A 21,482-nucleotide genomic window follows, 5' to 3' on the forward strand; every position below is an offset into this window, starting at 1 on the left:
TGTTTTGGCGATTGATCCGTTGACTGCAAAGCTGCTGGCACAAGCGGCGGCGCGGGCGGCGACCGATGAGGAAAGCCGCAGGAGGATGCTCATTCTCATTTTAGCCCCGGTCCTGGGCCTGCTGCTCCTGATTGCCTTTATCCTATACCTGATTACCAGCCCGTTCTCTATGTTGTCCCAATGGCTGGTGGGCGATGAGGTGGGTGTGGTGCAGGACTTTCAAATCCAGTACGGCTATAACCAGCAGCTCGGCATTTATGAAAAGGACTATATCGAGGGCAGCGGCCAAAGCTACGAGGGCGTGATCTTTACCGATGGGGGCCGGGAGGTCATCTATTACAACCAACTGGATGAGCGGTGGGCAGATACCATGTACGGCACATCCGGCACGATTGGCGAGGCCGGGTGCGGCCCCACGGCGATGGCGATTGTCACATCGACCCTGACCGGGACGCCCCATGACCCAGTAGAACTCAGCGAATGGTCCGTAGCGAATGGACACCGCTGCGAAGGGAACGGCTCTTACCACAGCCTGATCCCGGCAGCAGCCGAAGCCTACGGCCTGTCCTGGGAGAGCGTTCCCCCGGATGACCCGCAGGCGATGGTAGACGCGCTGGCGGATGGGAAGCTGGTTGTGGCGATCATGGCAAAAGGGCACTTTACCAACTCCGGGCATTTCATTGTCCTGCGCGGTGTAACTGCGGAGGGGAAAATCCTGGTGGCCGACCCTGCCAGCCGCAAGCGGAGCGAACAGGAATGGGACCTCTCCATTATTCTGGATGAAGCCAGAAAAGGCGCTGCCGCTGGCGGCCCCTTCTGGGCGATCTATTAAAGGAGCATGGTATGAACAACCGAAATAAACTGATTGAATTATTGATCTACATCGCCATTGTAGTGGTTGGCGTTGTCCTTCTGCTGACAGGAGAGCCGGAAAGGGCGGTGGAAAACATGGATATGGGAGGTACATCGTATGCTGCTGTACTTGACAAGTAACCAGAAAAGCGGGCTGATCGACGGCGCGGCCCGTGAAATGCTCCTGCCGTCCAAAAAGCTGGTTGGGAAGTTCAGCCTGAAAAGTTTTGTCACCAAGGATATGCGAAACTATGCCACGGCCAAGTTCTTCCTGATTGACGCGGCCTGTATAGAGGAAAGCGGCGAGGACTTCACCCTGGCTTTGAGGTCCTTCCAGATGATGTTTTCTGCCCGTATCATCGTGATCCTGTCCGGCTGTGAGGATATGAGCGGCTGTATCCATCGGCTTTTGTCCATTGGGGTGGTGAACCTGATTACGGCGGAAACGCTGGAGGACGCCGCCGACGAACTGCGGGAGGCCCTGTCCGATGAGGGGATGCAGCGGTATGTGACGCCTGCGCCTGTATCAAGCCAGCCAGAATCCCAACAGGAACCGACTCCTGAACCGGAGGCCGAGATCATCCCCTACCGCTGGAACGCTAAGAATATCCGTATTGCCGTTGCAGGGGCGCAGCGCAGAAGCGGCGTAACGGTGACGGCGTTCAATCTGGCGGCGTGGCTGGCCGCCAGAGGCGCGGAGGTCGCCTACATTGAGGTCAACACCAACCGGCACCTTCAGCTCCTGCTCAATGTCTATGAAGCGGCCCCTACCGGCGAACATTACACGATTGATGGGATTGACTGCTACCTGACCAATGAGCCGGACCGGGAGTATCAGTTTATCATCTACGACTGCGGCGTGATACAGACGCCCACCTCAGTATTCCGGGAAGCGGATCACCGGCTGTTGTGCGGGAGCGTCCTGCCCTATGAGATTCCGGCTTTTCACAAGGCGCTGGAGGTCTGCGGCGGGCTGGAAGTGCGTCCGGTGGCCATCAGTGTGCCGGGAGAGTTCCGGGAATATTGCCGGGAGCTGTTTGGCGGCGAGATGGAAATGGCGGAGGCATCCCATAACCTATTTGCAGAACGGACCAACGGGAGGTTGTATAAGCGTCTGGTGGAACCGTATATCATGGGAGAACGGCGGCTGTAACTAAGTGAGTATCAGAATGGGAGGATCACAGAATGGCAAAGTTTGAATACATGGAGAGGGCGTTTTCCTCTGAATTGCGGCCGAGGGCGCGGCTAGTGCTTCAGGTCCTTGTTCTGCATTGTAACAAGGAGGGCGAGTGTTTTCCGTCCATCAAGACCATAGCCGCCAAGTGCGGCTATGGCATCTCTACGGTCAAGCGGGCGCTGGACGAACTGGTGGAAGCTGGCTATATCATCAAGCAGGCCCGGTTTGACGAGCGCAAAAACGGCGGCCAGACCAGCAACCTCTATACCCTTTGCTCCGATGCGCCGCAGCCGCCCGTACCGGAGCAGCCCGCCGAATCGACCCTACCTGCGTCTGGCGAAGAAGCAGAGAAAACCGAAAATGTCCATTCTTCTGCGCCTGACTCCACGCCTGGGGAGCAGTCCGCCCTTTTCCTTTTTCCGGCTTACTCCTTTGCCAATGGTTTTAAAGAAAGACCGGACGGCAAAAATGCCGCCCGGATGCTGCATGGACTGGGGGGCAGTCCATTTTTGTACCCCCTTGAACCGTACAGGTGAACAGATACTTACAGATGAAGAAATAAATCTAATAGCAAGAAAATACTTCTAGTATAAGCATACACTTTTAGTGTTTATACATTGCTGGATGATAGGAAATTAACATTTTCTATAGTATTAGGTGTTTAAAAGTAGCAGTCGTTTAGGCCAGCTACTATCTCGGATTAAATTTCGCTATAAGATATTTCATCAGGAAGTCTTGTGATTTTTCTGTTTTTTAGTTGTGCTCCAAGCTATCTAATCGATGCTGAGCTGATTTAACTTCTGTTTCAACAAGTACCATGCGCTCGACTAAATTATTGTGCTTTTCGACCTTTTTTTCTAATTGCTGGATTCGATAATTTATTAGCTTGTTTGAAGCTAATACACCTAAGAAAGAACCACCAAGTGTCCCCACTAAAGAGAGAAGCGCAACAACTATTTCCGGTTCCATATGGTTATCTCCTTGTAAGTTGTTTATATGTCTGATTGATACCAGTAGCGGATAAGCCAGAAACAATACCGACAGCCACTGCGGTAAGCATATCCGAAGCAGGAAAAGATGGAATAATCTTCATTGCTATTGGTCCCATCACACCGCCTAAAATACCACAGATTGGGGGTATCCATTTTTTGTTTAGTTTGGTGGCTTTTATTATTTCAGCTACCAGGAAGCAGATAGCAGTAATCGAAGCTACCCCAGTAATTCCAAATGAAGAAATGTCCATATTGTCTCCTTTGCACTTCGCTTAGTTTAATTCACATTATTCTCACAAATGTTGATAAATGAAAAGTGCCAGGAACAAGGTAACTCGTCCTGGCACTTTTATTGTTTGGCACCTTATTTCAGAGGCGTAACGGTGTCACTTTTTTGTTGAGCGCTTAGATATCGCCCACCGCAGACAGGATGTTATACCACTTTTCCGCACAACGCTTCCGCTCCGACACCATACCGGTGGTGATCTCCGGCCGCTCGTAGCACCGCAGGAAATACTCCGCCAGAGTAGCGACGGACTTGGTGCTCTTAGTGTACTCAGAGAAGGTCATCGCAGGGCTGTGAGAATTGGAGGTCCACTGCTTATAGGTACCATCCACCTCAGCCTGAATGCGTCTCAGCTGAACATCGATGTCGGTCTTGCTTTCGCCAGGCTTCAGCTCATCGATGAATTTGGTGGCAGGAGTCCACTGCACCAGACCGAAGCCCTTACTGTCCTCCTCCGGCACCTCCCACTTGCCAGGAGTAATGCCGCTTTCGGCCTCCATGTTACCCAGCGTAGCACAGATGGCATTGACGCTCCAACGCTTGGTGGAGGAAAGAGAGCGCAGATAGTCGAAGATGTACCGCGCGTTTACCAGGCGCTCATTCTGCTTATACGACTGATTGCCGGAATAGACAGAAGACTTACCCGGAACAGTGGTGGAAACCTTAGTAGTGTTGTCCTGGGTCACCCACCCCGTCGCTTCGGTGGCCATGAGGTACTGATCATTGGCGCCCTGATAGTAATAGGTGACCTTGATCCAGGTGTAGGTGGTTCCGTTCAGAGCCTTTTTGACAGGCGCATTCGCGGTGTCATAGATCATCAGGGTACCCTGAGGCAGAGAACGGACTTTGTTGCCAGCGGCGGCATCTCGCACATTCACACCGCTACTGGTACTGACGTATCGCACAGTCTTTGCCATGAAAAAAGTCTCCTTTAATTTGTTTTTAGATTTGCAAATCTAAATATTAAAAAGCTTTTTCCGGCAAAAAAGTAAACTCAGCATAAAAATATTTTCACGCCTTTATGGAAGAGCAGCCTGCTTCTAAACCGGCAGCGGCCCTGTGCTATTTTGCAAGGTTGTTCCAGCTGGAGCACGACTTTGTCGTGTTGACAGCAGAAGAACGATTTACTAGGCGTCTGGAGCAGGAAAAGAGGCTCTGTTGGCATGGGCAAATGCACTGAAGACTCAGACCGCACCGAAGTCCGCCTTGGGCAAGACTCTGCACTATCTTCTGGAACAGTGACCCTATCTGGAGGACGACAGGCTGGAATTCTCAAACAACCGCGCCGAGCGCAGTATTAAGCCCTTTGTGATGGGCCGGAAGGACTTCCTGTTCTGCGATACACCTGGCGGACCCCGGAGCAGCGCAGTCCTTTATAGTTTGATTGAAACTGCCAAGGAAACCGGCCTGGGGCCTTACAGGTACACCCAGGACTTCATTCGATTCCACGCTGGAGGGCTAAGTGGATCATCAAGGATAATGATTGGGAGAAAGTCTATGATTGAATAGCAACAGAGGCGGCACACTCGGTGTGCCGCCTCTGTATATTTTGAAGAGTTTTATTTGTTGCTGTAAATAGCTTCTACTGCTTGCATACGATAAGTCTCGCCATTTTTCATATCTATGTGCAGTTGCTATAAATTGTTACTATTACATTTATAGTCTGACTTCTGGGCGATTTAGTTCAGATGAGCATTAAAAGTGTCAATCGTAAAAATGGTCCTCAAAGTAGAGAGAAATTAAATCATAAGTACGCATTTTTGTCATGTCAGTGACTAAAAAGATTGGAGTGTTTAAGGCCATCTGTTCACGCATATCAAGCCATTGCTGCTGTTCAGCCTCAAGTACATCCTTAGCTGATCCAGTGAGCTTGTCTTGACATAGAGTGTAGATTGTTGCCATTGCTTGATCCCATCCATCATAGGAATTTTGAAAAATGGCATTATACTCATCTTCAGTATTGTCTCCATGGGCTGAATAGTCGTTATACAACAAATCAGATAAGGAATCTAGGTAATCCTGCATTGGAGTAGAATGGTACTCATATGATATCGCCGCTTCCCGTGCCTCAAAATAATGCGGCAGCCATTCTTTTACCGCGCTTTCTGTATATTCATACCAATCTACATCAGGTAATTTTTCATATTCGTCCCACAGCTGATTAAATGTAACTTCGTCTATTTCCGTACCATTTAAGTAGTAACTTACCGTTTCCTGTTCAACTGAAGAAAACTTTACATCGGTATCAAACAATTCACCTAGAAAACGCATCTTCCCAACGGAAGTGTTACTGGCGCCACTAGACGTCGAATAAGAGCCATCTTTTTTGAGGCCCGTAAGCCCTCTATAATTAACATCGTAACCATAAATATCGCCATCTTTATAGCGTAAGACTATAAATCCCATGTAGTCACCCCGCTGATAAACAACTTCAGGCAACTCATCTCCATCCATATCTACAACAGCAAACTTTGGAAGGGACATCGTACTTTGATCTTCCCCTGCAATCTCAGAGAGGTATACATCGCTTTGATAGATGGGATTGCTGTTAGAATTAGTGTAAAAAAACTGCCTTTGATTAAGTAGTACATTTTCAAAGGCTTCGTTTGGCAAAAGCGATGTTTCTAAATCATCAGTTGGTATAGTGTTCGCATCGTCACTTCCGGTAGAAAATTTACTAGTAGCTGGCTCAATCGTTTCTGTGGAGCATGCGGCCATTGTTAGTGTAAGTATGAGCAATACTACACCCATACAAGCTCTTTTTAGCATTTGTTTCATCTGCTACCTTCCTTTATTCTTTCGATTATTCCAGCGCTTACATAGTAGAGTTTTTTGCCTTGCCCTTTTGACCTCCTTTGATATCTACAAATTTTCTTCCGCTTTAGTGTTTGCCGACTTATTGAAAATTATGGATATTTGTATAACAGTCTACTGTAACTGCACCTTCTCTCAAAATTCCCTTCTAACAATAAAATGTCATAAGGGATAAAAAACGTCACACTTTTGTTTTAAATATCAGATCAAATTAGTCTCAACAGTGACAGATATAGAAATATATTACATATACCAACACTAGTTTACAATTTCACTCTGAAAACGCTTTTTATATTGTACCGTAGCTCATATATCCCTCTCAAAATTCCCTTCAAATTATTGGGAGTGAGAAATATGCTATCGGGAAAAATATTAGAAGCACAACGTGGAAATCAAAACTGCATGCTTGATCTTATCAGGACTTTTCAACAGCTACTGCACAAGTATGCATATAAACTTCATTACGAAGATGCTTTCAGCGATCTGGTAATTTCCCTTATCGAAGTTATTTACAAAATAAAAATCGAAGATTTCTCAGAAACAGGTGATGGTGCCCTTGTCAATTATATTACACAGAGCATCAATCATACTTATTTTAAATTATCAAAACGAGCAAACATACTCTCTTCTAAAGAGCAGCATGTCAGCGATCTAACAGAGTCACAGCAATTCTATATGGAAAATGCTCCTGCTCCAGAAGAAGAACACTTATCTAAGTTTAAGTTAATGCTTTCTGGATGCAACCTAACAAATGCCGAAAAAGAGGTCATCATTAAGTTTTTCTTCTGGGAAACTTCGGTCAGTCAGATTGCCAAAGAAATGAAAGTATCTCGCCAAAATGTCAATCAGATTAAAAATCGCGCTATAAAGAAGCTCCGAAAAATATACAGCTAAGTATAAATATGATATCAGTTTAACATAAATTATAGCGAAAATCAATACCCTTGGTATCTATTGATACCGAGGGTCTGTTTTTGCTTCTGAATATTTGATTATACTAAAAGTAAAAAGACATACCGGAGGTATTCTAAATGATGTCAAGTGGTATTGGTAATTTTCTCCGTCAATACAGGCAGAATAATAATTTGAGCCGCGAATCTTTTGCGGAAATGCTGGATATAAGTGTGGCCTTTCTAGCGGCAATAGAACTTGGTACTAAAAAACCTGCATATGATACTTTAATTAAAATTATCAATACTTTAAAAGTTTCTGCTGATGAGGCTTTAGGAACTGATAGTTATATTGGAAAAATAAATGATGCCACGGAACTCTCGGCAAAGTTGGATAAGCTAAATCCGCTCCATCGAGACTATGCGTCAGCAACATTAAAACTAATTGTAGAATATTTTTCAGATCTAGAATAGTCAAAACCAAAACCCGTTGTTTTTTAAATAGTGAAGTGTGTATAAAGAGGTGGAGTAGCAGGTGCATATAACAGACTTCATTTCAGACAAAATGAATTCTGATGATTCTAAGTTACTGGAAGAACTATATAGTTCGGAATATCAAAATCTGATTAACTATGCCGGATATATTTTATATAATTCAGATTATGTGGAAGATGTCGTGCAAGAAACCTTTGCTATTGCAGTTCAAAAGATAGCAGATTTGCAGAGCAGCAACAATCAGGTAGGATGGTTGTATCGTACTTTGCAAAATGTAGTTCGAAATAAAAATAGAGATTTACAAAAGCCAAATAAAATTATCAGTAAGATAACCCAGTCTATGTTTGATCAGATTTTTCCAACGACAGCAGAATTTGAATCTAACATACTATTTTATGAAAGCTATAAGCATCATCTAAGCGAAATAGATTGGACTTTGCTTTGTGAAAGATACTGTGATGGTTATCAGTATGAAGAATTGTCAAAACGACATAATCTATCTGTGTCTGCATGTAAAATGCGCATACTCAGGGCAAAAAGTGTACTGCGCAAAGAAATTCAAAAGGATTAGAAAAAATTGTGACGTATCCATTTATATCTTACATACCTTAATGAGAGGAGGACGCTCACTTTGCACGGTAGTGGAACCCCACAAGACAAAGACATAAACGATTTCACTCAAATAAGTAGCGCCGATCTGAGATCTATTCTCCGTGAAGACCTAAATAGTGCAGAGCCTGACAGATTATCAGTAGACGAAATAAAGATTATTGTTGGGCTATTAAAACAGAGGGAGGATGATGAGTTTAATTTCGAATCAAATGACACGATTATTCAGGATAGAATAACTGCGGAAGAATCCAAAAATGGAGCAAAACAGAAATCTGTTGTTACTCGGAAGCGCGTTTTTGTGCGAATCACCGCTGCAGTTATTTGTACACTTTTAATTAGAATTGTAACCGTATTTGCTTATGAGATAGATATAGTGTCTATTTTCAAATCATGGACACAAGAACTATTTCAGGTCAATTATTCAGGAGAAGTCGAATCAAGTACGTGCACCCAAAATGGATCTACCGATGAAATGGCACTCCAATCATGTGATTCTGCAAGTGAAGTGTTGTCTGTCCTTGGAGTTGCTCAGCCTCTCTTACCATCATGGATTCCAAGTGACTATTCTCTATTAGAGTTCCAAGTAAATGTTCATTCGGATCGCACAACGATATATGAATATTACCAATCCTCAGATCAAATTGGAGGATTTTCTATCCAAATCAATCTCTATGACCATTTGCCAGAGAATGAATCTAGTTGGTATCAAAAAGACAGTTCTCCTGTGGATGAATTTATTGTGGGAGGAGTTAGCCATTATATTATGTCTAACTTAGGTGATTATACTGCTGTCTGGACAGTTGAGAACTACGAATGCTCCATTAGCGGCAATATTAGCGTTGATACTCTCAAAAAAATGATTGAATCGATTTATAATCAGTAGTAAAACATGGGGGGTATTTATCGTGAAAAGATACTTTTTTGTATTCTTAATGACCCTGTTCACTTTTTCTCTCCTTATGCAAAATGCGGCTGCCGCTGAAATTGTAACCGCTCATGCAATCGAAGATTGTAATAACTATATTTCTGATGGCATCGTTCCTTATGCCAGTCTTTATCTTAAGGCACAAAAAGCATGGTGTAGTACATCTTCAGGCGGAAAGATTGAAATTCACTTTCAGGTAACTGCAAAATCAAGAATGAGTTCTGTTGGTGCAAAAGACATATATGTTTATGAGAAGAGAAATGGTGCATGGGTGGAAGTAAAACATTATTCTAGTAGTAGCACGACAGGTATGCTCAAATCAAACACTAGTTTCTGTGACAGTAGTGTAACATTTACCGGAACTATTGGTAAAGAATATAAAGCAATCGTAACTGCATACGCCGGGAATAGCTCATCTGAATCTGATTCTATTGATGTCGAAACATCCGCAGTAACGGCAAAGAGATAATGTATCTCTTGTAGTAAGTTATGCTACACAAAAGAGTAAGATAGCTCTAGAATCTAGTTAAAATAAGAGCGGCAATCTGATGTTGATTGCCGCTCTTACCGCTAAAAAATCCAAATTTACAACGAATACCTTTTGCATATCATAATACATATATATCTTAAGTTTGATCTATATACTTAACCATGCTAGTTCAGAAAAATTGGAGACAAATAGTGTAGTATGGAAGAAATTATCGTTATACGAACATCTGATCCACGCGGGGATATATTTCAATCTATCATAAATATATTAAACAATGAGAATATTAAGATATTTCACGCTGCTGAACCTGCTGATATGGTTTTGAGCTTAGGTGATATCACAATATTCCCAGAACGGCGGCAAGTATTTAAAGCGGAAAAAGAAATTCACTTAAACTATGGTGAATTTTCAATTCTCCACTGTATGGCGCAATCGCCTGGGCAAGTATTTAGCCGTGAACAGCTTTATCATGCCGCATGGTCTGAAGATTATGAGTTAGGCACCAATACAGTCGATAATACTATTTGGCGATTAAGAAACAAGCTTGAGAATGACCCTAAGCATCCTATATACATTAAAACTGTTTTTCGTGTAGGATATAAGATAGAATTGCCATTAAAATTGTAAAAAGTCATTCTATTTTAAGTGAATTTTACATTTTTTAATGAAACCCTGATGAATTTCCTATGATAGATTCTGATTGTGGTAGTTGACTTCTCCCTTGGAAAAGCTAGATAAGGCTAATGAGCAAATATAAAATCAGAATCTTATATATCCAATGTTTAAGGCGGCCTTATCTTTAGATAAGGGTCGCCTTTTTTAAATAGCGCAGATCAGACCGCCAATACCTCTTTAAACTTTAGCACTTACAATTAGAGATAATCACAAAGGCGGTAGCGTAAAACTGCCACATTAATGGAAGAAAGGGGATGATGCCAACCGCCTGTGTGCCGTCCGCATAACAGCGGACAAGGAGTAACAATGCTATGGATCAGAAAATCCACAGCATTGAGAAGTTGCTTTTTGTCCCACATCAACGACACACGGCTTTCAATGGACAACTTTCAATAGGCGTTGGTCAGCGTTTTTGTGCGCGAGAGTTTGCCCCAAGTGGGGACAAACCTCCGCCTTCCGGTGCTGCTGGCCTTGTTGGACTTCTCAATGCACATATCCAGGAAGCGGCTGATTTTGTATCCCAATACAAAGTCAGCCGCTTTCATTTAAGGCTCCCTGGACAAAGAATCAGGGGGCCGCCACCTCCGATTTGTTTTCTAAAAAATAAATCGGAGGTAAGAAAATTGTATAATTACCGCAAAAGCGACTATGCAATAAATAAAAACAGCCCTAACATCGTTTATCGCTTTCATAATGAAATCATAGAAATCACGCTGGAGGATTATTTGGAGGAGAACCCTGACAAAACGGAACATGACTTTGCAGAGCTGAAAGCCCAGTCTGATCAAATCTACTATGAGCAGGATCGGGCGGAGAGCGCCCAGACCCGAAAAGATGACTCTCTTACCGGCCTGGAAGAAAGTAAAGTCTGTGCCACTCGCCCTTTGGATGAGGAGTGGGAGGAAAAACTGACTGAATTTCGAAACCGCTTATGTGCACGGAAAGCGTTTGAACAACTCTTTGAGGCGGATGTACTTACAGAAATTCAAAAGCGGAGGTTCTGTCTGTATATTTTTAGGGGTCTGTCCACCCGGCAGATCGGCAGGCTGGAAGGGACAAGCCATCAGGCGGTTGCCAAATCCCTGAACCTTGCCATCGAAAAATTGAAAAAATTTTTTGCGGAGCAGGGTTGACACTCCCACGGTTTCAGGACGATGGGTGAAAGGAGTTCTTTCTGAACCTCCCCTTTCGCCTGTTCCTTGACAACCGCATACTCATTCATCGGTAACTTCCCCTTTGCCAGTGCGATGAGCAAAAGCCGATTCAGAAGCCGCGCCATGAGGTACGGCACGGATGAGCAGATCCCACCTACTTTCTTTCATTGGTCTTGCTGTCATCCTGCCTATATGAGCGAGAAACGGCGGTCTGTAAAAACCGGGCAGCTCCCGGCGCGGCCATGACCGGCAAAGGGTACAATGGTACTCCTGTCCAGCCACAGCCCTGCCTGACCGCAGGATCACGCAATGGGGACAGCTCGGAGAGATCCTCGGAGGGGTGAGATTCCCGTGGGCCGGTTCGCTGCTGGCCGCTGATGACTTCCCATGTGCGGGGTGTCGAGGACAAATAGCACAATGAAAGAAAACAGATTGGAAAATTTCGCCGGACGCGGGGCGGGCCTTTCGGGGCCTGCCCTGTTTCCGGCTTACTTATATTCAGGAGGTCATTCTTATGCGGCGAAAGGCGATCCGGCGCGGCGCTTTGTTCTATGCCGACCTGGACCCGGTGATTGGCTCAGAACAGGGCGGAACGCGCCCTATCCTCATTCTCCAAAATGATGTGGGAAACTATTTCAGCCCTACCGTGGTGGCGGCGGCCATCACCAGCCGAAGGGATAAGACCCACCTTCCTACCCATGTTTTGTTGGAGGATGTGCCGGGCCTTGCCCCTACCTCCCTGCTGCTGTTGGAGCAGATACGGACGGTTGACCGCCGGAGACTGCGGGGATATATCGGGCAGATCAGCAAGAAAAAAATGAAGGAGATCGACACAGCCCTGGCAATCAGCGTGGGTCTGCGTTCTCTGGCATAGGACAGGCGCCCTTCTGAATAGATTGGTAGAGGCAGAAAGGAGGAACCTGTTTGAAATCACTCACGCTTGCAGAGCTTGATACGCTCTCCGCCGTTGATATTAAGACGGTCGATCCAGAACAGCTTGTCGATATTCGGGATATATCCATCCACACAGAACTTCCAAGAGAGGAACGGGTGCTGGACTTCATCCGCCAGATCCGCAACCCCTACTGCTTCCGCCACGGAAAGATCGTCGTGAAAATCGGCTTTTCCGAGGCGGCCAAGGAAACCACAATGGAGGAACAATTTGAAAGCTATCTCCGTACCCTGTAAATCCCTGACACGAATGGAACCGAAAAAAACACCTGGACACTGACTGTGCCCTGCTGTATAATAGAAATCGGACAAAACTCGCACTCCAATCGTTGTTGGGACTGACAAACAAAACGATTGGAGGCATTGTTATGAAAAATTTGACCGCGCAGGCTGTTTATAACGCCGACATCTATCTCCGGCTGTCTGATGATGATGGAGATAAGCCGGAAAGCAACAGCATCAAGAATCAGCGGGAATTTATCACGGAATTTTTGAAATCAATGCCAGAAATCCGCATCCATGCCGAGAGGAAGGATGACGGGTTTAGTGGCGTTGATTTTTTTCGTCCTGGGATTCAGGAAGTCTTACAGGATGTGCGTTCCGGCGCAGTCAACTGCGTCGTGGTAAAAGACCTGTCCCGTTTGGGGCGCAACTATATTGAAACCGGAAAGGTCTTACAGGAGTTTGCAGACCACGGGGTACGGTTCATCGCCATTAACGACGGCTACGATACCGCCAACGCACAGGGGCAGGCCAGCACCATCCTGCTGCCTATCAAAAACCTGATGAACGATTCTTACAGCCGGGATATTTCGGTGAAAATCCGCAGCCATTTGGAGGTCAAGAAACGAAAGGGTCAGTTTGTAGGGGCGTTTGCCGCCTACGGCTATCTGAAATCACCGGACGACAAAAATCAGCTTGTGGTGGACGATTACGCCGCCGAGGTGGTGCGGGATATTTTCCGCTGGAAGCTGGAAGGAATGAGCCAGCAGGGGATCGCTGACCGGCTGAACGCCGATGGGGTCCTCTCTCCCTCAGAATACAAGCGTTCCCTGGGGATGAAATATATCTCCGGCTTCAAGAGCAACCCGCAGGCCAAGTGGTCGGCGGTAGCGGTTGGGCGCATCCTGAAGAACCCCCTCTATATCGGTGTGATGGTTCAGGGAAAGACCGGGCGGCCAAATTATAAAATCAAGAAGCTGATGGAGAAACCGGAGGACGAGTGGATCAGGGTCCCCGGCGCCCATGAGCCGATCATCAGCGAGGTGGATTTTCGTACCGTGAGCGGACTGCTGCGCCGGGATACCAGAATCGCCGTACAGAAAAAGACGGTCTATCCCTTTTCGGGACTTTTGTTCTGCGCCGACTGCAAGCAGAACATGATCCGCAAGACCGTTCCGGCAGGCGGGAAAAAATATTTTTACTACTCCTGTTCCACCAACCGGGCGGACAAAACCGCCTGCACCACCCATAATATCAGTGAGGCCCTGCTGATGGATGCGGTTCGTGACTGTATCCACGCTCACATGGAAACGGTGCTTAATATTGAGAAAACCCTGCAATTCATCGCCGCCCTCCCCGCAGAGGACATGGAGGCCAGAAAGATCGACCGGCAGCTTGAAAAGCTGAAAGCCGATTATGAACAGACCATGCGGTTCAAAATGTCCGCTTATGAGAAGTTCGTGGACCATCTGCTGAATGAAGATGAGTTCAAGCAGTATCAGCGGATTTACACGGAAAAGTGTGAGGCGATTGCGGCGGCCATCAGCAAGCGGCAGGAGGAATTGGACGCCATTGTGCGGGCGGGTTCCCCGCAGGGGGAATGGATCGCCCATTTCAAGTCCTTCCGTCATGTGGATGTGATGGAGCGCAAAATCCTGGTGAAAATCATCGACCGCATCTATGTCTATGAAGGGAACCGAATTGAGATCATTTTTAAGTACCAGAATGAGTACAGGGCGGCGGCAGCCTATATCGAACAGTATATGGAGCGTCAGGCGACGCAGGCAGCCTCCACGGTAAAGGAGGCGGTGTAAATGGCGCGTGTGAGCAGAAGAAAACAGATAGCAGCCGCACAGGGTGTTCCGGTTGATGAGCTGCCCAAGGCCGCCGTTCTGCGGATTTTCCGCACAGCCCTTTATGTGCGCCTCTCCATCATGGACACCCGTGACCGCAAGGACAGCGAGAGCCTGCAAACGCAGATCGACTATCTGTGCGGATATATCGCCAAGCACCCTGATTTGGAGCTGTACGACTGCTATCGTGACAACGGAGAAACCGGGACAAATTTTGAGCGCCCTGGATTCCAGCGGATGATGGAGGATGTGAAAGCAGGCCGGGTGGACTGCATCATCGTGAAAGACCTGTCCCGGTTTGGGCGCGACTTCCTGGAAACCGGAAACTTTCTGGAAAAGGTACTGCCCTTCATGGGAGTGCGGTTTATCTCCGTCAACGACAACTACGACAGTATCCGGGCGGACAGCGGAGAGGCCATGACCATCGCGCTGAAAAACCTGATGAACGACATTTACGCCAAGGACATTTCTCAAAAGGTGTATTCCGCGCTGGACACCAAGAAACGCAGCGGCGAGTTTATCGGCAATTTTGCCGCCTATGGCTATGTGAAATCCCCGGAGGACCGGCATAAGCTGGCCGTTGATCCAGACGCGGCGAAGGTGGTACGGCGCATTTTTCGGATGAAAAAGGATGGAATGAGTAACGCCGCGATTGCAAGAACGCTGACCGCCGAGCAGATCCCCAATCCAAACTATCACCGTTATTTACAGGGCATCATATTCGCCAAAAGGTTTTCCGAAAATGCTCCGTGGCAAACGCAGACAGTGAAGCATATTTTGGAGAATCCGGTGTATCTGGGGCACATGGCTCAGGGCAAAAAAATCACAAAGCTGCACGCTGGGCAGAAGCAGAAAACCATGCCCTCATCAGAGTGGATCATTGTGCCCAACACCCATGAGGCGATCATTGAGCAGGAGCTGTTTGACGCGGTTCAAGCCATTTTGAAAGCCAAGCACGAGGAATACCACAGCCGTCTGGGGAAATACGCCCATTTTGACATCGAAAACATTTTTGAGGGGCTTGTGGCATGCGCGTGCTGCCAGCACAATATGACACGCTATAAGAGCGTTTACAACAAAGGCAGAACAGTGGCGTACCACTTTATCTGCCCCCGCCACGCTATGCTTCTGGATGCCGGATGCCCCAATGCGGGCGGCCTGCGGGAAAGCGATTTGGAAGCGGCCGTGTATGAGGTCCTTCGATTGCAGATGGCGATGCTCACGGATGCGGAGGCGGTCATCCAAAGGGTCAGCCGGTCCTCGGCGGCCAGAAGCCGCAGGACGGCTCTTGACAATGAGATCGTATCGGTGCAGGGACGATTGAAGAAGCTGGCCACACTCCGTCAGACGCTCTTTGAAAGCTATGTGGACGGTATTGTAACGCAGGCGGATTATCTGTTCGGGAAAAGCCGGTATGAGGATGAAGCCCGCCAGCTTGAGGGACGCCTTCGGGATTTGCAGGCTGAAAAGGACGCCTTGCCGGAGGCAAGCCCCAAACAAAATAAATGGTTTTCCGCTTTTGCCAAGTTCCGGGATGAAAAAGAGCCGACCCGTGAGATGCTACTGGCGCTGGTGGAGAAGATCTATGTGAATGAGGACAAGCAGGTACATATCGTGTTGAACTATCAGGACGAGATGAAGAAGTTGTTTCAGGAGGAGGTGTAGCACGATGCCGGAGGTCTTACAGCAGATGTTGAACTATGTGATCGCCATTTACATCCGGCTCTCCGCCGAGGACGGCGACCTGTCCGATGAAAAAAACGAAAGCAACAGCGTTGTCAATCAGCGTGCCTACATCCGCCGTTTCATTGAGCTGCGGCCTGAATTTGCCGGGGCGCAGATTCTCGAATTTTGTGACGACGGTTATTCTGGGACGAACATGGAGCGGCCAGCCGTCCGGCGGCTTCTCGAACAGGTACGCCAGAGGAAGATCAACTGCATCATCGTCAAGGATATGTCTCGGTTTGGCCGCGACTATATCGTGGTTGGAGACTATCTGGAACAGATTTTCCCTTTCCTGGACGTGCGATTTATCGCCATCAATGATTCCTACGACAGCAAGGATCACAAGTACGGTTCTGCGGGCTTGATTGATGTGTCCTTCCGAAATGTGATCTACGACCTTTACAGCAAGGACTTGTCGGAAAAAGTGAGATCGACCAAAAAGCAGCTTGCCGAAAAAGGCTACTGTGTTGCCCCCTATGCGTTCTTTGGCTATCAGAAAGCGCCTGGGAATAAGCACACTCTTTTGGTGGACGAGGATGCCGCCGCCGTGGTCCGGCGTGTGTTTGACCTCTTTACCAGCGGCCTGTCTACTACGGAAATTGCCAGAAAGTTTAATACAGAAGGGGTACTGACCCCGCTGCAAAGAAAACGGCTCCAAAAAGTAAACCGGAGGTGGAACTGTGTAGACCAGAGCAAAAACTACTGGACTTCTGCTATGGTTCGCAAGATACTGGATGATGAGCGGTACACCGGCAAAGCGATCTATGGCAAGACCACCCGGAAAAAGGTAGGCTCCAGCCGGGTCAAGGCTGTCACAGAAGATCAGTGGACGGTTGTGGATGGAGCGTTCCCGGCAATCATAACGCAGGAGATTTTCAATACGGCCAAGAGCCTGAACCGCAACTCCCATCCCGGCTCTGCCGGGGAAAGCACACGGGTTTTCTATCGGAAGATCCGGTGCGGCCACTGTGGGCTTGCGATGGAGCGGCTGCAATCTGCCCACCCCTGCTATGTGTGCCGGACCGACAGGTATAAGCCGGATATAGGCTGCCCACAGGACAGGATAGATGAAAAGGAGTTGGAACAGACGGTTTTGGCAGCTATCCGCATGATGGCCCAGCTTGTCCGAGGGGCGGTTCAGGCGAAGCAGCGCCAGTCCGCAAAAGATACCCGTTACAACCAACGCCTTGACCGGCAGATCAAAGCACACCAGAACTCAATCCAAATGCGCCAGCAGGAAAAGATGGCGGCTTTTGAGGATATGGTGTCCGGCAAAGTCAGCGCGGAGGACTACCAGCATAAGCGAGGACAGTGCGAAAAACATATCCAGCGGCTTGAAACCAAAATCAAAGAGCTGGGGGATGCCAAACGGCGGGCAAAGGAAGAAGAACTCTCCACCTACAACATCATTCCCTATACCAATGTCAGGACATTGACACGGGAGCTGGTGGATTTGCTGATCCAAAACATCTACATTTACAGTTCTACTTCTATCGAGATCGTTTGGAAATGCGGGGACGAATATCAACGGCTACTTGCCGATACCACAAAAAAGGAGGCTGCGGAGCGTGAACAGGGATAAGAAACGATATTGGCTCTATGGGCGCGTTGCCTCACCTGATACATGGGCTTTGGAAAATCAGATGAACTATCTTCGCAGCTTTGCAGAAAAGCATCAGCTCAATGTTGTGGGAGAATCCCAGGACGAGGCCAGCGGCCTGACCTTTGACCGGCCTGGGCTGAATGATTTTCTTGAAGCTGTTCGGCAAGGACGGGCCGACGCTCTGTTGATAAAAGACTTTGCCCGTCTGGGCAGGGATAGTGGTTGGGTGATGGAACTGATTGCTGATTTGAACTCCGCTGGTATTGGCGTGTTCTCCGTCACAGATTTAATGTGCCGTGGATTATGATTCCTGATTTGACACAGACCGATAAAAAGTGATGAAAAATTCTTTAATTTCTTTGGTTTTCTCTTGACATCAGGAGACGACGGAATCTCCGGTACGACCTTCGAGCGTCCGAGTTTTCAGCGGATGCAGCGCATGGCGGAAGCTGGCGAGATCTCAACAATCATTGTCAAAGACCTCAGTCGCTTCGGCAGAAACTATCTTGAAGTGGGCAAATATCTTGAAATCCAATACCCCACGCTTGGCATCCGTTTCATCGCCATTCAGGAGAATGTGGATACCTGCAGCAACACCGGAACAGAGCTGATGCCCTTTTCCAACATCTTCAACGAGTGGTACGCTGCCCAGACCTCCAAGAAGATACGGGCGGTGTGGCAGTCCAAGGCAGCAAAGGGCGAGCGTATTTCTTCCTCTGTGCCCTATGGCTACAAGAAGTCCGAAGCTAACCCAAAACAATGGGTCATAGACGATCCAGCCGCCGAGGTGGTACGAAAAATCTTCGACTTGTGCCTTGCCGGAAGAGGACCGCTGCAAATCGCCAAGCAGTTGGAAAAGGAGCAGATTTTAGTTCCTACAGCTTACTATCACTCTATGGGGAGAAAGGTCAGCAACCCTCTTCCCGCCGAACCGTACCAATGGTCAAGCAGTACCGTGGAGAACATCTTAGCCAATCGTCAGTATACCGGCTGTACGGTGAACTTTCAGACAACCACAGTCAGCTACAAGGTACACAAGACGGTCTATAAACCGGAGGAAGAGTGGCAAATCATTCCCGATACACAGGAAGCTATCATCTCCGAAGTGCTGTGGGAGCGGGTACAGGAGCTGCGTCAGAATAAACGCAGACCTACAGCCACAGGCAGAAAGAGCCTGTTTTCCGGCTTGGTATTCTGTCCGGACTGCGGAGCGAAGCTCCACTTCTGCGCCGCTAAAAGTCTGAAACGGAATCAGGAGTTCTGGAGATGCTCTAACTACAAGGACGGACGGGGAAAGTGCAAAATCCACTATATCAGGGATGTGGTACTGGAGAAAATCGTGCTGGAAGCTGTCAGTGACCTGTCTGATTTCATCCGCTGCTATGAGCCAGTATTCCTCTACCTGATGGCACAGAAGCAGAGTGTGGGCAGACAGGCGGATCTGCAAACGCTCCGAACTACTGTCGAGAATGGAGAGCGCCGCATCCAGCAGATAGACAGAGCAATCCAAGGACTGTACGAAGCGAACATGGATGGAAAAATCACCGATGAGCGGTTTATGAAAATGACCGAGAGCTATGAAGCTGAGCAGAAGCAGTTAACGGTACAGCTATCTGAAGCAAAAGAAAAGTTCCGTACTGCCGAGCAGAACAAGGTAGACCTCCGTTTGCTGCTGAAAACCCTTCGGAAATTCTCTGAGGTCAGGACGCTAACCCCTGAGCTGGTAAACACCTTGATCCGCCGCATCGAAATCCACAACAACGACAAGTACGACGGGCACTGCCATGTGAAGGTGGATATCTACTTCACCGGCGTGGGAATGATTGATGTTCCCACGGAGCAGGAGATACAGAAACTCATGGACGAACTTCAACCCAAAGAAGCCACCAGAATCCCGGCATAAAAAGGAATACGGAGCAACTCATAGCGAGTCGCTCCGTACCCTACATAAAATACTTCCTTATAAGTCCGGCCCTTTGGCGGGGCGTTTTTTATTTCCCGGTATACTGCATGGCGATGCGGTTTTCCGGCTTTTCGTCGAAGGTGTAGAGACACAGAAGGAACAGCCACTCCAGCGGTTTCATCAGCAGATAGGTGATGTCGGCTCGCAGAGGTGTGGTGATCTTCTGGGAGAGGGGATAGCCGTGGTTGTCGTAAAAGCCCCGCACTGCCTTGTGGAGCCGGGGAGCGCGCTCCATGAGCAGCTGCTCAAAGGCGTTGGCCACGCACAGCTGGCGGTTGACCATGATACGCTGCCCGTGGCGGATGCCCTGCCGGGTGGGCTTGACCAACCGGGGATGTCCGCCCACTGCTACGGTGCATAGATAGTGACCGTGGTACTCTATGGGCGGCGGGGAGATATTCTGGGACAAGGCCCAGTCGCTGGTCTCGGTAAAGGCCCGGACGGCGGCGTCAGGGGCCTGGCCAAAGAGCGCGAGAACGCCCAGCAGGATCGCCAGCAGAGGAAGGGCGAGCAGAAATCCGGCGCCCATCCACCCTAAGCTATGGGTGAGAAGCTGTTGACAGGCATCCAGAAAGGGTGCGCCTTTGGGAGGTGCGGCCCGGAACCGCTCGGTCTGGGCCGTAATGACGCGGCGGAGGAGCCGGGCGGAGCAGAGAAGGTAATTGATGGGAAAGAGGAGCATGTAAACGACGTCAGGGGGCATAAAGACGCCCTCCAGCCAATGGGGGGAAAGCTGGACAATATAGACGACGGTAAGGACGGCGCCGGCTTCCAGGCCGGAGATACACAGCGCCGTGGGCAGAGGAGGCAGAGGCTTTTTGGGGAACCGGAGCAGATAGTAGGACAGCCAGGCCCAGGCCGCCAGAGCCAGAAGGGTGGGCAGGTGCCGGGAGGCCAGAGGCGTGTGAAAGTAGGGCTCTATATTTGTCCAGAGGGGTACATCCCATTCCGGGGCAGACCAGACTGCCGATAAAAACCACATGTAGGCAGGGCCCAACACGAACGTGAGACCGTCCACGACCTGAGAACGAAAGGGAGACTTCGCAAAAAGGTTATAGATATTGCAGACAGTGAGGATGAGGGGCACCACCAAAAGGGCAAAGAGCAGGAGAAGGCCCAGGATAAAGTAGAATATTTGTATCAAGTCTTCCATAGTAAGCCCTCCCCTGGAAGGTATGATACACCTTTTTCCTCCTCAAGTCAAAAACCTTGACAAAATGGGCGGCGGGCCGCTATGATAGAAGCGTTCCACAGCGCATGGGGATAAAAACACGGCCCGGTCGGGTAGTCCGGGCGCGGCGAAAGCTGTCAGTAACCTGCCTCCTTGGTTGTCCCTTCCCCGGGAAAGCGCAAAAAAGGAGGATGCTCTATGGAATGCGACGTCTGTACATTCACGGTCTACTTTGACGACCCCTTCTGGGTAGGACTGTATGAGCGCTGGGAGGGTGCGGACTACTCCGTCTGCAAACTCACCTTCGGCGCCGAGCCGCGGGATTGCGAGGTCTATCAGCTTTTGCTCGCCCGTTGGCGGGAGTTGGCGTTTTCGCCCGCTCTGCCGGGCGGGAGGTCGAGGCTTTCCCGCCCAAACCCCAAGCGGGCCAGACGGGAGGCGGCCCGGCAGCTGACCAGGGCTCCGGTGGGCACCAAGGCCCAGGAGGCGTTGAAGCTTCAGCACCAGGAGGGAAAGACGATCCGCAGGGAAAAGTCCCGGTCAGAACGGGAGGCGGAGGAGGAACGGCAGTTCCAACTGCGCCAGGAGAAGAAACGGAAAAAGCATCGAGGGCATTGAAAAGAGGCTCCTTC

General features: G+C 48.5%; 24 protein-coding genes and 1 pseudogene. 20 read left to right on the forward strand and 5 right to left on the reverse strand.

All coding sequences use genetic code 11. The annotated features are described in order from the left end of the window. Nucleotides 1-4 precede the first annotated feature (4 nt). From NFR87_RS00700 to NFR87_RS00715, 4 genes are read left to right on the forward strand one after another with little or no spacing between them, the layout of a single operon-like run. Nucleotides 5-832 carry a C39 family peptidase gene (locus tag NFR87_RS00700; protein WP_055271778.1) on the forward strand — a complete coding sequence of 276 codons (828 nt, stop codon included), beginning with the start codon at nt 5-7 and terminating at the stop codon, nt 830-832. Nucleotides 833-843: 11 nt separating this feature from the next. Next, nucleotides 844-993 carry a hypothetical protein gene (locus tag NFR87_RS00705; protein WP_164998286.1) on the forward strand — a complete coding sequence of 50 codons (150 nt, stop codon included), beginning with the start codon at nt 844-846 and terminating at the stop codon, nt 991-993. Next, entirely contained in the window at nt 971-2,005 is a 1,035-nt protein-coding gene (locus tag NFR87_RS00710; RefSeq protein ID WP_065533980.1) for a hypothetical protein, read from the forward strand. Before NFR87_RS00705 ends, NFR87_RS00710 begins: the two co-directional genes overlap by 23 nt. A gap of 32 nt (nt 2,006-2,037) precedes the next feature. Further along, on the forward strand, nt 2,038-2,565 hold the full coding sequence (locus tag NFR87_RS00715) for a helix-turn-helix domain-containing protein (protein WP_009259986.1): 528 nt from the start codon (nt 2,038-2,040) through the stop codon (nt 2,563-2,565). A 217-nt stretch (nt 2,566-2,782) separates the two neighbouring features. On the opposite strand, the gene NFR87_RS00720 is transcribed toward NFR87_RS00715, so the two are convergent. The 3 genes from NFR87_RS00720 to NFR87_RS00730 all read right to left on the reverse strand — a co-directional run bounded on the left by NFR87_RS00720 (nt 2,783) and on the right by NFR87_RS00730 (nt 4,224). Continuing rightward, complete coding sequence (locus NFR87_RS00720; protein ID WP_009259985.1) at nt 2,783-2,998, reverse strand: hypothetical protein; 216 nt, start codon at nt 2,996-2,998, stop codon at nt 2,783-2,785. Between the two features lie 4 nt (nt 2,999-3,002). After that, nucleotides 3,003-3,272: a phage holin family protein gene (locus NFR87_RS00725; protein ID WP_081029175.1), complete on the reverse strand. Its 270-nt coding sequence runs from the start codon at nt 3,270-3,272 to the stop codon at nt 3,003-3,005. A 154-nt stretch (nt 3,273-3,426) separates the two neighbouring features. Next, nucleotides 3,427-4,224, reverse strand: coding sequence for a phage tail tip lysozyme (locus NFR87_RS00730; RefSeq protein ID WP_009259983.1), 798 nt, complete (start codon nt 4,222-4,224; stop codon nt 3,427-3,429). Nucleotides 4,225-4,552: 328 nt separating this feature from the next. Here NFR87_RS00730 and NFR87_RS00735 point away from each other — a divergent pair. Beyond that, nucleotides 4,553-4,732: pseudogene (locus tag NFR87_RS00735) on the forward strand (IS66 family transposase); the annotation flags it as partial. Between the two features lie 279 nt (nt 4,733-5,011). Here NFR87_RS00735 and NFR87_RS00740 read toward each other — a convergent pair. Further along, entirely contained in the window at nt 5,012-6,085 is a 1,074-nt protein-coding gene (locus NFR87_RS00740) for a lysozyme inhibitor LprI family protein (protein WP_009259982.1), read from the reverse strand. Between the two features lie 390 nt (nt 6,086-6,475). On the opposite strand from NFR87_RS00740, the gene NFR87_RS00745 reads away from it, so the two are divergent. The 14 genes from NFR87_RS00745 to NFR87_RS00810 all read left to right on the forward strand — a co-directional run bounded on the left by NFR87_RS00745 (nt 6,476) and on the right by NFR87_RS00810 (nt 19,619). Beyond that, on the forward strand, nt 6,476-7,015 hold the full coding sequence (locus NFR87_RS00745; protein ID WP_084461885.1) for an RNA polymerase sigma factor: 540 nt from the start codon (nt 6,476-6,478) through the stop codon (nt 7,013-7,015). A 137-nt stretch (nt 7,016-7,152) separates the two neighbouring features. After that, entirely contained in the window at nt 7,153-7,485 is a 333-nt protein-coding gene (locus NFR87_RS00750) for a helix-turn-helix domain-containing protein (RefSeq protein ID WP_084461886.1), read from the forward strand. 61 nt (nt 7,486-7,546) lie between these two features. Beyond that, on the forward strand, nt 7,547-8,077 hold the full coding sequence (locus tag NFR87_RS00755; RefSeq protein ID WP_084461887.1) for an RNA polymerase sigma factor: 531 nt from the start codon (nt 7,547-7,549) through the stop codon (nt 8,075-8,077). A gap of 60 nt (nt 8,078-8,137) precedes the next feature. Beyond that, nucleotides 8,138-9,001: a DUF4367 domain-containing protein gene (locus NFR87_RS00760; protein WP_009259754.1), complete on the forward strand. Its 864-nt coding sequence runs from the start codon at nt 8,138-8,140 to the stop codon at nt 8,999-9,001. A gap of 22 nt (nt 9,002-9,023) precedes the next feature. Continuing rightward, the gene (locus NFR87_RS00765) at nt 9,024-9,512 is read left to right on the forward strand and encodes a hypothetical protein (RefSeq protein WP_140402454.1); all 489 of its coding nucleotides are present in this window, start codon (nt 9,024-9,026) and stop codon (nt 9,510-9,512) included. Between the two features lie 219 nt (nt 9,513-9,731). Then, on the forward strand, nt 9,732-10,160 hold the full coding sequence (locus tag NFR87_RS00770) for a winged helix-turn-helix domain-containing protein (protein ID WP_049893321.1): 429 nt from the start codon (nt 9,732-9,734) through the stop codon (nt 10,158-10,160). 359 nt (nt 10,161-10,519) lie between these two features. Then, nucleotides 10,520-11,341 (forward strand): sigma-70 RNA polymerase sigma factor region 4 domain-containing protein, encoded by an 822-nt coding sequence (locus NFR87_RS00775; protein ID WP_227123786.1) that lies wholly within the window; start codon nt 10,520-10,522, stop codon nt 11,339-11,341. 535 nt (nt 11,342-11,876) lie between these two features. Beyond that, nucleotides 11,877-12,236 (forward strand): type II toxin-antitoxin system PemK/MazF family toxin, encoded by a 360-nt coding sequence (locus tag NFR87_RS00780; RefSeq protein WP_009259759.1) that lies wholly within the window; start codon nt 11,877-11,879, stop codon nt 12,234-12,236. 50 nt (nt 12,237-12,286) lie between these two features. Then, entirely contained in the window at nt 12,287-12,550 is a 264-nt protein-coding gene (locus tag NFR87_RS00785; protein WP_009259760.1) for a DUF6870 family protein, read from the forward strand. Nucleotides 12,551-12,681: 131 nt separating this feature from the next. Next, nucleotides 12,682-14,349: a recombinase family protein gene (locus NFR87_RS00790; protein WP_009259761.1), complete on the forward strand. Its 1,668-nt coding sequence runs from the start codon at nt 12,682-12,684 to the stop codon at nt 14,347-14,349. Next, a complete protein-coding gene (locus NFR87_RS00795; protein ID WP_009259762.1) occupies nt 14,350-16,053 on the forward strand; it encodes a recombinase family protein in 1,704 nt (567 codons plus the stop codon). It begins immediately after the preceding gene. 4 nt (nt 16,054-16,057) lie between these two features. Next, nucleotides 16,058-17,695, forward strand: coding sequence for a recombinase family protein (locus NFR87_RS00800; RefSeq protein WP_055271830.1), 1,638 nt, complete (start codon nt 16,058-16,060; stop codon nt 17,693-17,695). Then, entirely contained in the window at nt 17,682-18,023 is a 342-nt protein-coding gene (locus tag NFR87_RS00805) for a recombinase family protein (RefSeq protein ID WP_009259823.1), read from the forward strand. The genes NFR87_RS00800 and NFR87_RS00805 overlap by 14 nt, the downstream gene beginning before the upstream one ends. A gap of 63 nt (nt 18,024-18,086) precedes the next feature. Continuing rightward, nucleotides 18,087-19,619 (forward strand): recombinase family protein, encoded by a 1,533-nt coding sequence (locus NFR87_RS00810; RefSeq protein WP_277613112.1) that lies wholly within the window; start codon nt 18,087-18,089, stop codon nt 19,617-19,619. Nucleotides 19,620-19,707: 88 nt separating this feature from the next. Here the strand turns inward: NFR87_RS00810 and NFR87_RS00815 are convergent, their stop codons facing one another. Next, nucleotides 19,708-20,832: a DUF6688 domain-containing protein gene (locus NFR87_RS00815; protein ID WP_251444945.1), complete on the reverse strand. Its 1,125-nt coding sequence runs from the start codon at nt 20,830-20,832 to the stop codon at nt 19,708-19,710. Between the two features lie 216 nt (nt 20,833-21,048). Between NFR87_RS00815 and NFR87_RS00820 the strand changes: the two genes are divergently transcribed. Further along, nucleotides 21,049-21,468 (forward strand): YjdF family protein, encoded by a 420-nt coding sequence (locus tag NFR87_RS00820; protein WP_251444948.1) that lies wholly within the window; start codon nt 21,049-21,051, stop codon nt 21,466-21,468. Nucleotides 21,469-21,482: the final 14 nt, after the last annotated feature.

It is taken from the genome of Vermiculatibacterium agrestimuris (genome assembly GCF_943193085.1).
Classification (GTDB): domain Bacteria; phylum Bacillota; class Clostridia; order Oscillospirales; family Oscillospiraceae; genus Vermiculatibacterium; species Vermiculatibacterium agrestimuris.

Excerpts from the sequence above, each read along its gene's own strand:
- NFR87_RS00705 (WP_164998286.1), top strand. The coding sequence starts at position 844 with ATGAACAACCGAAATAAACTGATTGAATTATTGATCTACATCGCCATT.
- NFR87_RS00710 (WP_065533980.1), top strand. The coding sequence starts at position 971 with ATGCTGCTGTACTTGACAAGTAACCAGAAAAGCGGGCTGATCGACGGC.
- NFR87_RS00715 (WP_009259986.1), top strand. The coding sequence starts at position 2,038 with ATGGCAAAGTTTGAATACATGGAGAGGGCGTTTTCCTCTGAATTGCGG.
- NFR87_RS00720 (WP_009259985.1), bottom strand. The coding sequence starts at position 2,998 with ATGGAACCGGAAATAGTTGTTGCGCTTCTCTCTTTAGTGGGGACACTT.
- NFR87_RS00725 (WP_081029175.1), bottom strand. The coding sequence starts at position 3,272 with ATGGACATTTCTTCATTTGGAATTACTGGGGTAGCTTCGATTACTGCT.
- NFR87_RS00730 (WP_009259983.1), bottom strand. The coding sequence starts at position 4,224 with ATGGCAAAGACTGTGCGATACGTCAGTACCAGTAGCGGTGTGAATGTG.
- NFR87_RS00740 (WP_009259982.1), bottom strand. The coding sequence starts at position 6,085 with ATGAAACAAATGCTAAAAAGAGCTTGTATGGGTGTAGTATTGCTCATA.
- NFR87_RS00745 (WP_084461885.1), top strand. The coding sequence starts at position 6,476 with ATGCTATCGGGAAAAATATTAGAAGCACAACGTGGAAATCAAAACTGC.
- NFR87_RS00750 (WP_084461886.1), top strand. The coding sequence starts at position 7,153 with ATGATGTCAAGTGGTATTGGTAATTTTCTCCGTCAATACAGGCAGAAT.
- NFR87_RS00770 (WP_049893321.1), top strand. The coding sequence starts at position 9,732 with ATGGAAGAAATTATCGTTATACGAACATCTGATCCACGCGGGGATATA.
- NFR87_RS00775 (WP_227123786.1), top strand. The coding sequence starts at position 10,520 with ATGGATCAGAAAATCCACAGCATTGAGAAGTTGCTTTTTGTCCCACAT.
- NFR87_RS00780 (WP_009259759.1), top strand. The coding sequence starts at position 11,877 with ATGCGGCGAAAGGCGATCCGGCGCGGCGCTTTGTTCTATGCCGACCTG.
- NFR87_RS00790 (WP_009259761.1), top strand. The coding sequence starts at position 12,682 with ATGAAAAATTTGACCGCGCAGGCTGTTTATAACGCCGACATCTATCTC.
- NFR87_RS00795 (WP_009259762.1), top strand. The coding sequence starts at position 14,350 with ATGGCGCGTGTGAGCAGAAGAAAACAGATAGCAGCCGCACAGGGTGTT.
- NFR87_RS00800 (WP_055271830.1), top strand. The coding sequence starts at position 16,058 with ATGCCGGAGGTCTTACAGCAGATGTTGAACTATGTGATCGCCATTTAC.
- NFR87_RS00815 (WP_251444945.1), bottom strand. The coding sequence starts at position 20,832 with ATGGAAGACTTGATACAAATATTCTACTTTATCCTGGGCCTTCTCCTG.
- NFR87_RS00820 (WP_251444948.1), top strand. The coding sequence starts at position 21,049 with ATGGAATGCGACGTCTGTACATTCACGGTCTACTTTGACGACCCCTTC.